The 13925-nt window shown below is 59.7% G+C and carries 20 protein-coding genes; 10 read left to right on the top strand and 10 right to left on the bottom strand.

Going from position 1 to position 13925, the window contains the following annotated elements:
- Positions 1 to 151 precede the first annotated feature (151 nt).
- On the top strand, positions 152 to 1153 hold the full coding sequence (locus tag BLV09_RS08375; protein WP_244549006.1) for a DUF2336 domain-containing protein: 1002 nt from the start codon (positions 152 to 154) through the stop codon (positions 1151 to 1153).
- Positions 1154 to 1244: 91 nt separating this feature from the next.
- Here BLV09_RS08375 and BLV09_RS08370 read toward each other — a convergent pair whose 3' ends face one another.
- From BLV09_RS08370 to BLV09_RS08355, 4 genes are all read right to left on the bottom strand, one after another.
- Entirely contained in the window at positions 1245 to 1802 is a 558-nt protein-coding gene (locus BLV09_RS08370) for a dihydrofolate reductase (protein WP_174556530.1), read from the bottom strand.
- 24 nt (positions 1803 to 1826) lie between these two features.
- On the bottom strand, positions 1827 to 2765 hold the full coding sequence (locus BLV09_RS08365) for a polysaccharide deacetylase family protein (RefSeq protein WP_146686943.1): 939 nt from the start codon (positions 2763 to 2765) through the stop codon (positions 1827 to 1829).
- Between the two features lie 174 nt (positions 2766 to 2939).
- Positions 2940 to 3518 (bottom strand): glutathione peroxidase, encoded by a 579-nt coding sequence (locus BLV09_RS08360; RefSeq protein WP_146686942.1) that lies wholly within the window; start codon positions 3516 to 3518, stop codon positions 2940 to 2942.
- 82 nt (positions 3519 to 3600) lie between these two features.
- Positions 3601 to 5199 (bottom strand): L,D-transpeptidase, encoded by a 1599-nt coding sequence (locus BLV09_RS08355; protein ID WP_244549005.1) that lies wholly within the window; start codon positions 5197 to 5199, stop codon positions 3601 to 3603.
- A gap of 248 nt (positions 5200 to 5447) precedes the next feature.
- Here BLV09_RS08355 and BLV09_RS08350 point away from each other — a divergent pair, with 248 nt between their 5' ends.
- Complete coding sequence (locus BLV09_RS08350; protein WP_244549004.1) at positions 5448 to 5999, top strand: CreA family protein; 552 nt, start codon at positions 5448 to 5450, stop codon at positions 5997 to 5999.
- 15 nt (positions 6000 to 6014) lie between these two features.
- Here the strand turns inward: BLV09_RS08350 and BLV09_RS08345 are convergent, their stop codons facing one another.
- Positions 6015 to 6365, bottom strand: coding sequence for a hypothetical protein (locus tag BLV09_RS08345; protein WP_146686940.1), 351 nt, complete (start codon positions 6363 to 6365; stop codon positions 6015 to 6017).
- Positions 6366 to 7015: 650 nt separating this feature from the next.
- On the opposite strand from BLV09_RS08345, the gene BLV09_RS37125 reads away from it, so the two are divergent.
- Complete coding sequence (locus BLV09_RS37125; protein ID WP_167558661.1) at positions 7016 to 7177, top strand: hypothetical protein; 162 nt, start codon at positions 7016 to 7018, stop codon at positions 7175 to 7177.
- Positions 7178 to 7219: 42 nt separating this feature from the next.
- On the top strand, positions 7220 to 7600 hold the full coding sequence (locus BLV09_RS08340; protein ID WP_100381509.1) for a hypothetical protein: 381 nt from the start codon (positions 7220 to 7222) through the stop codon (positions 7598 to 7600).
- Positions 7601 to 7651: 51 nt separating this feature from the next.
- Here the strand turns inward: BLV09_RS08340 and BLV09_RS08335 are convergent, their stop codons facing one another.
- Both BLV09_RS08335 and BLV09_RS37120 read right to left on the bottom strand, forming a co-directional pair.
- On the bottom strand, positions 7652 to 7912 hold the full coding sequence (locus tag BLV09_RS08335; protein WP_100386834.1) for a DUF6719 family protein: 261 nt from the start codon (positions 7910 to 7912) through the stop codon (positions 7652 to 7654).
- A 15-nt stretch (positions 7913 to 7927) separates the two neighbouring features.
- Positions 7928 to 8080: a hypothetical protein gene (locus BLV09_RS37120; protein WP_167558660.1), complete on the bottom strand. Its 153-nt coding sequence runs from the start codon at positions 8078 to 8080 to the stop codon at positions 7928 to 7930.
- A 156-nt stretch (positions 8081 to 8236) separates the two neighbouring features.
- On the opposite strand from BLV09_RS37120, the gene BLV09_RS08330 reads away from it, so the two are divergent.
- Complete coding sequence (locus tag BLV09_RS08330) at positions 8237 to 9517, top strand: ArgE/DapE family deacylase (protein ID WP_146686939.1); 1281 nt, start codon at positions 8237 to 8239, stop codon at positions 9515 to 9517.
- A gap of 176 nt (positions 9518 to 9693) precedes the next feature.
- Here BLV09_RS08330 and BLV09_RS08325 read toward each other — a convergent pair whose 3' ends face one another.
- Positions 9694 to 10488, bottom strand: a complete 795-nt coding sequence (locus tag BLV09_RS08325) for a cobalamin-binding protein (RefSeq protein ID WP_146686938.1) — start codon at positions 10486 to 10488, stop codon at positions 9694 to 9696.
- Here BLV09_RS08325 and BLV09_RS08320 point away from each other — a divergent pair.
- From BLV09_RS08320 to BLV09_RS08300, 5 genes are all read left to right on the top strand, one after another.
- The gene (locus BLV09_RS08320; RefSeq protein WP_146686937.1) at positions 10487 to 10855 is read left to right on the top strand and encodes a hypothetical protein; all 369 of its coding nucleotides are present in this window, start codon (positions 10487 to 10489) and stop codon (positions 10853 to 10855) included. The genes BLV09_RS08325 and BLV09_RS08320 overlap by 2 nt on opposite strands.
- Positions 10856 to 10969: 114 nt before the next feature.
- Positions 10970 to 11527 (top strand): DUF805 domain-containing protein, encoded by a 558-nt coding sequence (locus BLV09_RS08315; RefSeq protein WP_146686936.1) that lies wholly within the window; start codon positions 10970 to 10972, stop codon positions 11525 to 11527.
- 80 nt (positions 11528 to 11607) lie between these two features.
- Positions 11608 to 11817: a hypothetical protein gene (locus BLV09_RS08310; protein WP_100381511.1), complete on the top strand. Its 210-nt coding sequence runs from the start codon at positions 11608 to 11610 to the stop codon at positions 11815 to 11817.
- Between the two features lie 178 nt (positions 11818 to 11995).
- The gene (locus tag BLV09_RS08305) at positions 11996 to 12394 is read left to right on the top strand and encodes a PaaI family thioesterase (RefSeq protein ID WP_146686935.1); all 399 of its coding nucleotides are present in this window, start codon (positions 11996 to 11998) and stop codon (positions 12392 to 12394) included.
- A gap of 145 nt (positions 12395 to 12539) precedes the next feature.
- A complete protein-coding gene (locus BLV09_RS08300) occupies positions 12540 to 13160 on the top strand; it encodes a GNAT family N-acetyltransferase (RefSeq protein ID WP_146686934.1) in 621 nt (206 codons plus the stop codon).
- 72 nt (positions 13161 to 13232) lie between these two features.
- On the opposite strand, the gene BLV09_RS08295 is transcribed toward BLV09_RS08300, so the two are convergent.
- A complete protein-coding gene (locus tag BLV09_RS08295) occupies positions 13233 to 13535 on the bottom strand; it encodes a hypothetical protein (RefSeq protein WP_100381514.1) in 303 nt (100 codons plus the stop codon).
- An 84-nt stretch (positions 13536 to 13619) separates the two neighbouring features.
- A complete protein-coding gene (locus BLV09_RS08290; RefSeq protein WP_146686933.1) occupies positions 13620 to 13919 on the bottom strand; it encodes a putative quinol monooxygenase in 300 nt (99 codons plus the stop codon).
- Between the last annotated feature and the right edge of the window lie 6 nt (positions 13920 to 13925).

Genomic DNA, 13925 nt, shown 5'->3' with positions numbered 1-13925 from the left:
AGGAGTCGAATTGATAATGGCTGCGGCAGTATCGGCGGCTTTAATCGTGGAGTTGGATAACGCCGTCAACGGTCGGTCGCCGGAGCGACGGATTGAAATTCTGCGGCGGGTCACGAGCCTGTTTCTGGCTGACGCCGATCGGCTCAATGACGTGCAGGTGGACGTGTTTGACGACGTTCTCGTTCGGCTGATCGAACGGGTTGAGGCGCAAACGCTAGCCCAGCTCAGCAGCAATCTGTCCGGAGTGGGCTCGGCTCCGAAAGCCGCGGTACGCCAGCTTGCGTTCCATGAGGATGCGTCGGTCGCCGCACCGGTCTTAAAAAAATCCAATCGTCTGTCGGAACAGGATCTGGCTGAAATCGCCAACACACGTGGCCAGCGCCATTTGCTGGCGATCTCCGGCAGAGAGACCCTCAATGAGTCCCTGAGCGATTTGCTGGTAAAGCGCGGGGATTCAGCCGTTCGCAGCACGCTCGCCCAGAATTCGGGTGCTCGCTTGTCCGGTGCGGGTTACGCTGCTCTCGTTCAGGATGCAGAGCGTGACGACAGCCTGGCCGAGAAGCTTGGGCTCCGGGCGGATATTCCGGCTGAGTTGCTCCGGGAGCTCGTTGCCAAGGCCACCGACAGGGTGCGCACGCGCCTTCTCAAGTCAGCGTCCCCTGAAATGCAGGAGAGGATCCGGGCGGCGGTCGCGAAAGTGGCTGAACAGGTCCATGTCCCTCCACCACCAAAGCCGATCGACTACACCGAATCCCGAAGCAAGATGATCCAACTCAACCGTACGGGCAAGCTGAACGATACAACCGTGAATCGATTTGCCGTCCAGCGCGATTACACCGATGTGGTGGCGGCGATCTCGTTTCTTTCCGCAGCTGCGATCGGTTCCATCGAGCCCTTGATGCGAAACGCGCGGCTGGACGGATTGATCGTGGCGTGCAAGGCCGCCAGACTGAATTGGGCGACGACGACGATGATCATACGCAATCGGCCTGGTTGCGCGCCGGTCTCCAAGCAGGAACTCCAACAAGGCCAGGAAGTGTTTGAAACGCTGTCATTGTCCGCGGCACAACACACGATCCAATTCTGGTCGGCGCAAAACATGGCAAAGAAGAACGATCGTTCGAATACCGCGGTCGCGGCAATTAAAGTTTGAGCGCGGCGCATGCGGCGGATCGCAGCCCATTTCCACTGTCGCTACATCGCCCAGACGCCAGGACCTTTTGGCGGCTTGATTGAGACGATGGCTAGACTTTTCGCTGCCAGGGCGTGACGCTGACGCCATCGGCAGCGTCGAGGATTTGAGCGGGGCCGGCTTTCAGGCCATGCGCCGCCAGAACCTGCTGCGGAGATTGCGCGGGCACGCCCGGGAAACAAGGTTCGCCGTCCGGCAGATGCACAAGCGGCGCCTGCGAAAGCCAGAACGTATCGTAGCGATCCATGAACATTCCAAACACGTTCGGTCCGCCAATGATCGCGACGGTGCCGCTGCCGACGCCGGCGTGCTCACACGCCGCCTCGAACGGCGCTCCCGCGGGATTCCACAAGGTCGCCTTGGGATTGGAAGGATCAGGCGCGACCGTGCCAATCGTCCTCGTCACGACGATCCGTTTTCGTCGCAGGGAGTTGGTCTGGTCTTCGAAAGAATGGCGGCCATGGACAATGAGGTCGGCGCGGTCGAGGGCGGCCGTAAAGAACTGCTTGTCGCCCTCGAATTTCAGGGCATCCGGCATCACGCGATCCGCATTCGCCAGCATGCCGTCCGCCGACACGATGACATAGCCCTCGATGATCAGCGCTGGCATCGGCGTTATCGCGCGGGACGAATGCTATTGCGAAATCGTCTGCACGACGCTGGACACCGGGCGGTCGCTGACCGTCGGCAGTTTGGCGTCTTTCAGAAGTTCTTCGTCGTACTGCGGAAGGGTCTGCACCGGCGCCTTGGGGATCATTCTGACGACCTTGTAGCCGCCGGCCTTTAACTTGCGCAGCAAAGTGGGCAGCGCCTCCGCGGTGTGCTTGTGGAAGTCGTGCATCAGGATGATGCCCTTGCCGAGCTTGTCGAGCTTCTTCATCGTGACATCGATCACCTGCTGCGCGTCGCGCGCCTTGAAATCGAAGGAATCCAGATCACAGGAGAACATCGCGATATTTCGGGTGCCGAGATACGTCACCATTTCCGGCGGATGCTGCAGCGCCGGGAAGCGGAAGAACGGCGCGGGCGAAACGCCACCCAAGGCCCACTTCACCGCACTGAAGCCTTTTTCAATCTCTTCCTTGCGCTGATCTTCGGTCAGCTTCTTGTTGGTCAACGTCGCATGCGACCAGGTGTGGGATCCGATCGTATGGCCGGCCGCGAGAACCTGCTTCAGAATTTCCGGATAGTAGGTTGCATGCTTGCCGATCGAGAAGAAGATGCCGGTGGTGCATTCGTCCGCCAGGGCTTTCAGCACTGTCGGCGTGGTTACCCACGGGCCGTCGTCAAACGTCAGCACCACTTCGTGGTCGCGCAGGAAATCGAGCTGCTTGAAATGCTCAAAGCCGAAACCCGGGCCGCCGGTGGTGTCGATTTCAACGACGCGGCTGATGCCGAGCGCATCGGGATTGGTGCAAGCAGCTTTGGAAAGCGGGGCAGGAGGCGATGCGGGCGTCGGAGCAGGGGCGGCCGCTGGAGCCGCGCCTTTGGTGGCTGCGGTCTGCGACCATGCTGCACCCGACACACACAGCGAAACCGCGCTTGCAATGATCAAACCTGCCGCAAACCGCATCTTGTTCCCCTTACGCTAATCCCATGTTCGGCCGCGGCTTTTTAAGCCTCGTCCGAACCGTTCCCGCCCCTTGCCACAATAGCCTAGTTGGACCCCCGCCGCCACGGCAACGGCTTTTATCCCCCGCTGCTGCTTTGTTGGCAGAACCGGTTAATTCGGGCGCCTGTCGCGTTCTCAGGAAGGGGAAGTCAGCGCCCGCGCGATAGCAGTCTTGACCCGCGTATCCGACGGCTCGACCGCCTCCGGGAATACCTCGGCGATGAAGCCGTCGCGGCCGATCAAATATTTGTGGAAGTTCCAACGCGGGACGTCCTTTGGCCGCGCTTCAGCCGCCCATTTATAAAATGGATGCGCATTCGCGCCCTTCACCACGGCTTTTGCCGCGATCGGAAAGGTAACGCCGTATTGATGTTGCGCCGTCTCCGCGATTTCGGTCGCGCCACCCGGTTCCTGGCCGCCAAAATCGTTGGAGGGCACGCCGATGATCATCAGGCCGCGATCGTGAAACTCAGTCCACAATTCCTGCAATCCGGCATATTGCGGGGTGTAGCCGCACAATGACGCCGTATTGACGATCAGCAGCGGGCGTCCGGCGTAATCGCCGAGCCTGATGTCGCCTCCGGTAAGCGCAGGAAACGAAAAGGCGTAGGCTGTAACACGACTCATGGCGGCCTGCGCGCCGGCCGTCCGCGTCATTGCCGGACCAGCGATCGCAGCCAGCGCCGCCGTGATAATGGCCCTGCGGTCGATCATGGCGGCTCCTCCGTGACGTGCGGACGAGAACATAGCCGGCGACAGTGCGCGGGCCAGGAGAGTAAGCGTGGTACCCGGTAGCCTAGCGCAACGAAACGATGAAATCCGTCCCCTCACCGGTTTCGCCCGCCGCGATGCCCTGATCGGAAACGATGATCGAGCTGCCGGTCGAGAGGGACTCGGTAATACGCGCCATCGCATCCGGCGGGATGGTGAGGCGATCCAGCGCCTCGGCGGGGCTGTCCGGCTCCGGAATCGGCTTTATTTCGACCGCGCCCGCGATCTTTCGCCGCCGCGTTTCACGCTCGTCGTCGTCACGCCGCGCCACGTTGCGGGTGGGGAGCGAAACCACCGACCAATGCAGGATGTTGGCGTCGTTCTTGTCGGCTTCCGCCGTGAAAATATGGGTTCCCAATGGCCGGTCGCTCGGTGCGATCGTCACCGGCACATCGAACAGCGGCGCGAAATCCTGCCGCACATAGAGCTTTGAATCCTTGCGGCTGACGAACACCGAAATCGGGCCGGAGCGCTTGTGCTCCGCGGCCATGACCGGCGCGGGCTTTGGCGCAGCCGCTTTCTCCGCATCAAACATACCGGGCTGATCTTTTTTCGCATCGGCAGTGTTGGCAGGGATGTCGGCTGTCGCCGCAACGTTCTCGCCAGGCTTTTTGCCCGGCGTGGCCGTGTCCGTAGTCGACACGTCAATCTTCACGGCGTCGGCAGCCGCAGGGGGCACGGCGATGGCCACGTTATCACCTCGTGACGCATCGGCGCTGGCGGGCGTCGCGTCGGACATCGTGACCGCTGATTTGATGGCCGGCGAAGCACCGGCGTCGGCGGTATGCGTCTGTTCGTTTAAGGGCCCGAGTGCCGGCGGCTCATCCATCGCGGTCTGCAGGTGGCCGTCGTGGCCGACCGTCGATCTCAGTTCAAGGCTCGCCTCCGGAATCGCAGGCGTATTGGTCAAGCCAGTGCTGGCAACCTTGTCGCTCTTTGCTTCGGCCTCCGGCTTGGGTACGTCAGCGGCGACCGGCTGCGGCACAATTTTTTGCGTCGCCAGCAACGGGTGCGAGAAGCTCGCGGGCGTCATCTCGCCGGGCGTAACGACGACACGTGCGCCCATCCTGGTCCAGCCGTACATCTTCACGGCGAAAGCCATCGGCATCCGGATACAGCCATGCGACGCCGGATAGCCCGGAAGGACGCCGGCGTGCATCGCGATGCCGGACCAGGTGATCCGCTGCATGAACGGCATCGGTGCGCCGCTATAAATGTTGGACTGATGGAATTTCTGCTTCTGGATAACGCTGAAGACGCCCATTGGCGTCGAATGGCCGTGCATGCCCGTCGAAATAGGCGTTTCCGCGAAGAAACCGTTGGTGTCGTATATTTTCAAATGCTGCTTGTTGATCGAGATCGCGATGATCAGCGGTCCCTGCGGTCTGGCGGCTTCCCTTGCCGGCTTGTCGATCTTTTTCCCCGAATGCCGTTGCGCCCTTTGCGCACGGGGCGGGGCCATCGGTGCCGGTCCCGAAAATCCACCATCGTAATCCGACCAGTAAACCGTCGCCTCCGCCGGCGCGGCGACGGCGATTGTTCCGGCAAGCGCTAAAGCGGCAAGGCGCAAGATCAGGATTGAGGAAGCTGCCCGGCTTAGAAGGTAATTTTTGTACGCGGACAATTTCAGTTGTCCGTCTTCAACCGACGCCCGGTGTACGCGTATCATTCCCTGAATCCCAATTCCAACTTGCGATACTTAGTGTTGCAGACGAGGTACGGGTTCACCAGCGAAAGGCTTCCAATTCCTGCGACTTTCGCCGAAAGCGTAACAAAAAAGGCTCACATTCGGTTGAACGGCTAGGACGGCAGAACCTTATCTCCGGAACTTGGCTGCACTACATAGGCGCAAGCTCATCGACGGAGATTATCATGACATCGAAAGCCTTAACTCAACGTGACACGAGACGGCTGCGCCGCCGGATCCTGGCGGCGCTCGCGCTGGTGCTCTGGCCGGTCTCGGTCACATTTGCAGCCGATGAGCCAGATCTGATCTTCCGCCGCTCAACCGTGTTCAAATTGCTCAGCCCGAACGACAAGCTGGCGACCTATGGCGTCGACGATCCCGAGGTTGACGGCGTTGCCTGCCATTTCACGGTGCCGGAGAAGGGCGGCTTCAAAGGCTGGCTTGGGCTTGCCGAGCAAGTCTCGGATATCTCGCTGGCGTGCCGTCAGATCGGCCCGATCCATTTCAAGGACAAGATGGAGCAGGGCGGCGACATGTTCCGGCAGCGCCGCTCGCTGTTCTTCAAGAAAATGCAGATTGTCCGTGGTTGCGATGCTAAGCGGAACGTATTGGTTTATATGGTCTATTCCGACAAGCTGATCGATGGCTCGCCCAAGAATTCGACGTCCTCGGTTCCGGTGATGCCCTGGGGAGCCGGCGATACCGCCATCGAGAAGTGCGGGGACTTCGTCCAGTAACCGGAACATCCGGCCTCAGACCTGTCTCTTCGCGCGCTCTGGGCTTATCGGGAACTCAGGGCGGGCCTCAGATTCACTGCGAGTCTTGGATTCACCGTTTGACTCGCGGCAGCCCACCAAATGGACCAGTTTCTGCGGCGCCGATTGGTGCCCGCGGCCGCTGTCGCCGCGTTGCTCCGCCATCGCACCGCAAACCTTGCGATCCGCCCGTAAGGGTTGCGAGGGATTCTGCAAAGGGTTCTGCAAGGGATTTTGATTGTCGATCCGCAGTTCAGGTAAGTCGCTCCCAAGCAAACGCTTGACGAGCGGCTGACCAGATTTGCGGGTCGAGGGGGTCTTGCCAACGCCGATGTTGCCAGTGCCCACGACAGAGCCTCCTCCGCTGAAGGATGATCACAACGCACAACCGTTCAGAAAGGTTGCACGTCGTCGAGATTTTAAGTCGAGCGCGACCGTCTTTGGTTCAAAGTCGTCGATCACGGCGTCTCAAGCAGAGAAAGGTTAAAAAACGCACGGGGCTCGAACCATCGGCGCTTCCAGGGCGTCTTATTGCTGGACAGACGATGGAGACGGCGATGCGCGCCCTCAGCTACATCATTGCGCTGGTTTTACTGCTAACCGGACCTTCGCTGGCGGGCTCGGCCGATGGCGACCTGCCTGGTGCAGGTACCTTCACCTATAACGGGTCTCCGATTCTGACCCCGGCACCTACAGTTGTGGCTGCGCTAGGCCATTGAGCGATTGCGATTCGTCCAATGGAGCATCGTCAGTCACGCTATCGTGCTTCGATTTTGAGCTGATTTTGCGGCGCAAACGATTTCGAACGATCTTGATCGCATTGGTCTGAATCCATTGAGTTTTTCTGGCGATTATTTCGTCGGATGTTGGCGACGAAACAATTCTCCCGGGCCACGAAACCATTTTCCGGCCGCGCGCAGACATCCCGAAACGGCGACTGTCTATGAAACCAACAACGAAACGGCGGAAAGCCGTCGGCGAAAACCCGGAGACCGTCAATGCGAACCCTGAGCTTCATCGTTGTCTTCGCTTTCGCCCTGACCGGTCCTTCGATCGCAGGCATATCGGACGGTGGCCTGCCTGGCGTTGGCACCTTCGTCTACAATGGTTCGTCGATCGCAACTTCGGCCCCACAAGTCATCGTCGTCGCGACCCGCTGAGACACGTCTCGGCTAACAAAAGAAACTAGCGGCAAGGCTATTATGTTTTTTCATATTTTTATTGCTGCGGCGGTTGCTCCCGTCATTGTGATCAGTTCGGCGCAGGCCCAAGCACAAGTCCCAGTTCAGATCCGTTCCGTGCATTTGCAGGATCCGCGCGAGGATTTCGTGCGGCTATGCGCGCCGCAAATGGCCGGACGTTGGGCGCATCCCGAATCCGTTTGTGGCTGCCTGCACGATTATGCGGTTGCCTCCGTCGAAGACAGCGACCTTCGTCAGGCGTTGCTGCGCGGTATCAGCGAGACGGGCGTGCCGAACATCGAGACCGATTGGGTGCCGCCAGCGAAACGTTCCCAGATCGGCGCGACCTTCACGAAGATTGCGAAGCCAACCTTGCAGTGCATGTTCGAGCCGCTGGATTAGGCATCTGCCACTGAATGCGGCATGTCGGTGCGGACCGCTGCGGCAATCCGTCTATTTGGTTTTGGCACCCAATCGCGGAACGCATTTTCGCGTCCGGACAACGCCGGCTGAACTCATCTTGGCGCCGGAGACTTCCTTGACCTGGCCTGCGGGACAGGTTCCGTCATCGACGCGGATGCGCTGACCCAACCGCAAATTGACGATGTCCTGTTCTCGCCCGACCTGATCAGCCAAGGCAATACCTGCAAACGCCGGCACCGCGAGACCGCTGAGCAGCAGAATCGAAAGGAGTTTATTGCGTGAGGTCATCATGATCGGCACGTTCTCTCACTTGTTTTGTATCTTCAGTCCGTTCGGGCCGACATTGATTTGCAACCCCTCGGGCTGCTTCTTGGTCTGGTAAAGGTTGTAGCCGAGCACACCGACCCCAACGATCAACGCCCCGATAATGAGGAACAGAATATTTCGGCTGATTGGCATCCGATGTTCCGATCAATCGCTCCGGGTTGCCACACACTGTATTGGCGTCCTCCCGATTCTGAAAGCGATCCAAAACCCTGCAAAGCCTCACAAAGTATGATTTGATTGTGGCAGTGCGATCTTCGCGACACCGTCGATGACAGGGAAAATGATGCCATGAATGCCACCGATACCAGCCGTAAAATCCTCGACGCCGTCGAGGCCAATTTCGACGCGCAGCTTGCGACGACGCGGGATTTTGTCGCGATTCCCTCCATCCGCGGCGCGGAAGGCCCATGCCAGGACATGATCGGCGATCTCTTGCGCCAGCGTGATTATGAGGTCGACGACTGGCACATTGACGTCGATGATCTGAAAGACCTGCGCGGTTTTGGCCCGATCGAGCATGATTTTTCAAAAGCGCGCACGGTGGTGGGGACCTACCGGCCGTCATCGAATGGCGGAAAGTCGCTAATCCTGCAGGGCCATTGCGACGTGGTTCCAACCGGCCCGCTCGATATGTGGGAGACGCCGCCGTTTTCGCCCGTGGTGAAGGAGGGTCGGATGTACGGCCGCGGCGCCTGCGACATGAAGTCCGGCACCATCGGCGCGCTCTATGCGCTCGACGCGATCAAGGCCGCAGGCCTCAAGCCGACGGCGCGGATCCACTTTCAATCCGTGATCGAGGAAGAAAGCACGGGTGTCGGTGCGCTCTCGACCTTGCAGCGCGGCTACCGTGCCGATGCCTGCTTCATCCCTGAGCCCACCGGCGGCAAGATGGTGCGCTCCCAGGTCGGTGTGATCTGGTTTCGCCTGAGGGTGCGCGGCTTTCCGGTGCATGTGTTCGAAGCCGGCTCCGGCTCCAATGCGATCACCGCGGCCTATCATCTGATTCACGCGCTGGAAAAACTGGAAGCCGAATGGAACGAGCGCGCGAAAAGCGACGTTCATTTCAAGGCGCTGACGCACCCGATCAATTTCAATCCCGGCATCATCAAGGGCGGCGACTGGGCTTCCAGTGTACCTGCTTGGTGCGACGTCGATTGCCGCATCGCTATTTTGCCGGGCTGGTCGGTCGCCGATTGCCAAAACGAAATCCTCGCCTGCGTCTCGGCCGCGGCGCGCGACCATCGCTTTCTCTCCAACAACCCGCCCAGCGTGGAATGGTCCGGATTCCTGTCGGAAGGTTATGAGTTGAAGGATTCAGCGGCGCCGGAAGCCGCGTTCGGCAAGGCCTTTACTGCGGTTTATGGCGGCGCGGTGCAGGATCTGGTGTTCACGGCGCTCACCGACACCCGGTTTTACGGCTTGAACTACAACATTCCCAGCCTGTGCTTCGGCGCCAGCGGTGCGGCGATGCACGGCTTCAACGAATATGTCGATCTCGACTCGCTGCGAAAATCAACCAAGGCCACCGCGCTGTTCATCGCAGAATGGTGCGGGGTGGAGAAGGCTTGAGGTACGCTTTACGAGGCTGTGGCGTCTGGATTGCTTCGTCGCCGCGCTCCTCGCAATTGCACAGCAATGACGGCTGAAATTCAGTCGTAGGGTGGGCAAAGCGGAGCGTGCCCACCATTTCTCAAGCCCGCCGTTTTCAATAGGTGGGCACGGCGCGAACGGCGCCTTTGCCCACCCTACGTCTTCACGGATCCGGGCCACAGCGCCGCGACGATCGCATCCAATCCATCGGTCAGCGCGGCGGGACCGGGCTGCAGGATCAGCGCCGACTTGATCTCGACGATGCGATCGTCGCGAACGGCTGGAATCTCGTTCCATCCTGGTCGGTTCTTGATCCTGTCTGGCACAACCTTCTTGCCGCACCATGATGCCAGGATGACGTCCGGCGCGGCGTCGCGCACGACATCCGGTGAAATGATCCGGTCTTTCGCAGCCTGCTGAAATCGCAATTTCGACAGGATGTCTTTACCCCCGGCGATCTCGATCAGTTCGGATACCCAGCCGATCCCGCTGATCAAGGGCTCATCCCATTCCTCGAAATAGACGTTTGGCTTCGGCGACGGCCGGGCGACCGCCGCGACGTTTGCGAGACGATTCTCATAGGTGGTTGCGAGCTGATCGGCACGTTCGGCCGCGCCAACGAGCGCGCCGAGGGTGCGGATCATCGCCAGGATGCCGGCGATGTCGCGCTGGTTGAAGACATGGATCGCGATGCCGGCGCGGACGAGATCGGCGACGATATCGGCCTGAAGGTCCGAGAAGGCGAGAACCAGGTCCGGTTGCAGCGCCAGGATTTTCGGGATGTCCGCCGAGATAAACGCCGATACCCGCGGCTTCTCGCGCCTGACCTGCGGCGGCCGTACCGCATAACCGGAGACACCGACGATACGGTCCTGCTCGCCAAGCAGATACAGCGTTTCCACGGTTTCTTCCGTGAGACAGACAATCCGGCGGGGAGGGAATTGGTGCATGGCCGACGATATGCCGAATAACAAATCGCGTGTCACTGTATCGATCGAAGCTCCAGGCCTTAGCCGGTGGGAAGTTGATTGCGTGCGCGGTGAATTTCGCATTGCACTTGCTGCATCGCATGGAGGATTTAATGTGACGCCTTCGGAACAAGGCGCAATCGGCGTGACTTGGTTGCGGGCAGTCCTACCGGGAGTGCCAACAATGAGACCTAGAATTTACAAGGGTGGACACGATCCCGAGCGCATGAACATGTTGTTGATGATCGTCATGCTCGCCTTGCTGGGATCGGCGATATTTTACCTGGGCGAGGCACTGAGCGTACCGCCTCATCGGTTGGCGGCGGTCGCGCCGATCTCACCGCTTTAGGCCCAACAAGCGGCAAACCCGGCAAGCGATTGGAAACCATAAATATCCCGATACCAAGGGCGGTTCACCGCGCGGAAATCAATTTATGTCCAGTTGGCTCGAAAGGATGAGCCAATGTTGGGTTTCCTGTTCGGTTTTAATGCTCGGATCGGCCGGCTGTACTTTTTCCTGATTACGATCGGCCTGGCCCTGGTCATGACCGCCATCGCGTTTGCGGTTGCCGGTTATATGTTCGAGCACACCCCGAAGGGCATTCATTTGTCCGCAGATGATTTGATGACGTGGCCGGTGATCGTTACGGGCGTCATTTTTTTCTTTGCCACTTTTTCCCTGCAGGCGATTCGCATCCGCGATATCGGATGGGATCCCGTGTGCGTTATTCCGGCATGGATCGCGATCGCCATCGTTGACCGCCTTGTTGCGATCAAGATTCCTTCATGGTCGATCGGACACTCTCATCAGGGAACGATTGTTGGTTTGCTGATCAACGTTGTGCTCGGTTTTGTTCTGTTGTTTTGGCCGAGCGGCGATCTGGAGGGCTGGACGCCGTCGCCGCTTGGCGAGAGCCACCGCAAGCCGAATGAGCCCGCGCCGAGGCAGAGTGGAGCGTCTGCCCCCGCAGGACGTATTGCCCAAGCAACCAGAGCCGGGTTCGGTCAACGTGGTTGGTAGCCGGCTTCCCTGGCGCGGAAAATTCGCAAAATCGTCAAATTTTTAGCCGATAATTCTCAACGGGCGAAGAACGGGATCCCGTGGAAAAAGAAGGAAAGACCGACGTCGAGCTCGAAGAAATGATCCTTCAGAGACTCGTGATCGGCGGTGTATTCGTATCAGTGCGCAGAGATCCAATTCTCGGCTGGCGCCCGACTGTGGTTACTGCGCCAAAGCATTCGAGAAACGTGCAGGAACTCGCTGACAAGATCGCGGCCGAGTTGCGCAAGAAATTTACGTTGAAGGATTGAGTTCACGTCTTATCCCTCGCGGCACCGATACATTCCCCAAAAGTCGTTGAAGCCTGGCAGATGGGTATCCTCCCAAACCCCTCTCGCACCACCGCATCGCAAGCGGCTATGGTGATTTTCATATCCGGCGTATCACCTACGAGGCTGGAAAAAGAAAAACGCGAGGAAATCAGGGATCATGACGCTGCTTGAAAAAATCCAGTCGATGAAAATGCCGTTTGCCGAATTGAAGGGGGTAACCTTCGTCGAGGCGGAAAAAGACCGCGTGGTGGCACGGATGCTGGTGCGGCCCGACCTGTGCACCCTCAACCATACGATCCATGGCGGAGCGGTCATGGCATTCGCGGATTCGGTTGGCGCCGCGGCGACCGTGATCAATTTGCCCGAGGATGCCAAGGGAACGGCGACGATCGAGAGCAAGACCAACTTTATCGGCGGCGCCAAGGAAGGCATGACGATCATCGCGACCGCAACGCCGGTGCATCGGGGACGGCGTACCCAGGTCTGGCAAACCCGGCTAGAGACCGGGGAGGGCAAGCTTGTCGCGATAGTGACGCAGACGCAAATGGTGCTCTGACAGCCGGTGCGCACGGCCTTAACCAACATCCCGTGATAGCTGCCGTAACCTCAGATCGCGATCTTGAAATTCGTGCTGCGATGCACAATATCAGAGGTCTAGGGATTCGACGCCTCCTCGAGGGCTATCCACGGGGAGTTATGACTTGCACCACGAAGACACGACTGGTTCGACGCGCGCTAAAGGCAGCGTCCGGACGCTGCGCCGGCAAGAACTACCGCTGCTGCGCGATCATCTTTTGCGGCTCGACCGGGCAAGCCGTCATGACCGCTTTCACGGCTTCATGGACGACCGTTTCATCGAACGTTACGCCCGGAAATGCGCCGATGATGGCACTGTTATCATCGCCTATCTGGAGGACGGTGTGGTGCGTGGCGCTGCAGAATTGCATCCGCCCGAGCAATCGCCGGATTCGCAGCCGGAAATCGCGTTCAGCGTGGAAGCCTCGGTACGGCGGTGTGGCGTCGGCAGCATCCTGTTCCGAAAACTGATCGCCGACGCGCGCGCGAAGGGCTACCGGAGCCTGCGGATCACCACGGGCGCGCAGAATGACGCGATGCGGGCATTGGCGCACAAGTTCGGTGCGCATCTGGCCTTCCGCCACGGCGAATCCACCGGGACGATCGATCTCACCAGGCAAGGTCAGCCAGCATCTGCATTACCCGCGATCGCAAGCGCGATCGATGCGGCAAACGCCATCGCCGGTTTCAACCGGGCGTATTGGGGGATGCTGTTGCGAATGTATGGCTGGGGCCGGGCGGCCTGACCGAAGCCAGTCGCCCGGGGGGCCTATTGACCGATCTCGGATCAACCAGCAGCTCAAACGGATCGACCCGCGTCAGGTCCCGGTGCGCTTGTCGTTGCCGAATTTCCTGACGACGCGACGCTCGACCACGATCGAGCGCTGAGCGCCTTGTTCGCCCGCGATCACCCGTGTCGCCGAGCGCGCGGCCGTGCGTGCGACCTTCTTCACTTCGGGCAGCACGGTTTCGAGCGGCAGCCCCATCAGGGATGCCGCGATCTCGGCCTGTGCTTCCTGATCGTCGGTGATGCCGATGGCCGCGAAAATAGCCTCATCCAGCGTCGGCGGGTCGCGCCGCACGCGCCGGGTTCCGTACTTCGTATTCCAGTCTTCGCTCATCGGGGCCTCACTGTGATGCGGCACTACCTAAAAGCACACATGTTGCATTGCAATATGAAATTGGCATGGCAATACAGCTATGCATTACAATTTTTCCAACCTGGTCGCATCGTAGAGTTCGAGGGTCGTAGCCGCCGCGGCGAGCGGTTGCAGCGCGCGCACGAATTCGCGGGAAGCCGGCACCGCGAAATGGGCCTGCAGCGCGGCACGGTCGGCCCATTGTTCAATGAACACCAGCCGCAGCGGGTTTTCGCAGTCGATCTGCACGGCGTGAAATATGCATCCAGGCTCTTTTCGCGAGCGATGCACATGCTCAAGGCTCAGTTTTCTGATCTCGTCGAACGAATCATGGCGCGCGGTAATGCTGCCGGTCACGACGATCATGTTGCA

Origin of the sequence: Bradyrhizobium canariense (genome assembly GCF_900105125.1) — a bacterium.
GTDB lineage: Bacteria > Pseudomonadota > Alphaproteobacteria > Rhizobiales > Xanthobacteraceae > Bradyrhizobium > Bradyrhizobium canariense_A.
This window is presented reverse-complemented; position numbering and strand designations above follow the sequence as displayed.

Coding starts and splice junctions, on each gene's coding strand:
- BLV09_RS08330 (WP_146686939.1), top strand. CDS start 8,237: ATGAATGCCACCGATACCAGCCGTAAAATCCTCGACGCCGTCGAGGCC.
- BLV09_RS08305 (WP_146686935.1), top strand. CDS start 11,996: ATGACGCTGCTTGAAAAAATCCAGTCGATGAAAATGCCGTTTGCCGAA.
- BLV09_RS08370 (WP_174556530.1), bottom strand. CDS start 1,802: ATGCCAGCGCTGATCATCGAGGGCTATGTCATCGTGTCGGCGGACGGC.
- BLV09_RS08325 (WP_146686938.1), bottom strand. CDS start 10,488: ATGCACCAATTCCCTCCCCGCCGGATTGTCTGTCTCACGGAAGAAACC.
- BLV09_RS37125 (WP_167558661.1), top strand. CDS start 7,016: ATGCGAACCCTGAGCTTCATCGTTGTCTTCGCTTTCGCCCTGACCGGT.
- BLV09_RS08360 (WP_146686942.1), bottom strand. CDS start 3,518: ATGATCGACCGCAGGGCCATTATCACGGCGGCGCTGGCTGCGATCGCT.
- BLV09_RS08365 (WP_146686943.1), bottom strand. CDS start 2,765: ATGCGGTTTGCGGCAGGTTTGATCATTGCAAGCGCGGTTTCGCTGTGT.
- BLV09_RS08290 (WP_146686933.1), bottom strand. CDS start 13,919: ATGATCGTCGTGACCGGCAGCATTACCGCGCGCCATGATTCGTTCGAC.
- BLV09_RS08350 (WP_244549004.1), top strand. CDS start 5,448: ATGACATCGAAAGCCTTAACTCAACGTGACACGAGACGGCTGCGCCGC.
- BLV09_RS08335 (WP_100386834.1), bottom strand. CDS start 7,912: ATGATGACCTCACGCAATAAACTCCTTTCGATTCTGCTGCTCAGCGGT.
- BLV09_RS08295 (WP_100381514.1), bottom strand. CDS start 13,535: ATGAGCGAAGACTGGAATACGAAGTACGGAACCCGGCGCGTGCGGCGC.
- BLV09_RS08315 (WP_146686936.1), top strand. CDS start 10,970: ATGTTGGGTTTCCTGTTCGGTTTTAATGCTCGGATCGGCCGGCTGTAC.
- BLV09_RS08340 (WP_100381509.1), top strand. CDS start 7,220: ATGTTTTTTCATATTTTTATTGCTGCGGCGGTTGCTCCCGTCATTGTG.
- BLV09_RS08320 (WP_146686937.1), top strand. CDS start 10,487: ATGGCCGACGATATGCCGAATAACAAATCGCGTGTCACTGTATCGATC.
- BLV09_RS37120 (WP_167558660.1), bottom strand. CDS start 8,080: ATGCCAATCAGCCGAAATATTCTGTTCCTCATTATCGGGGCGTTGATC.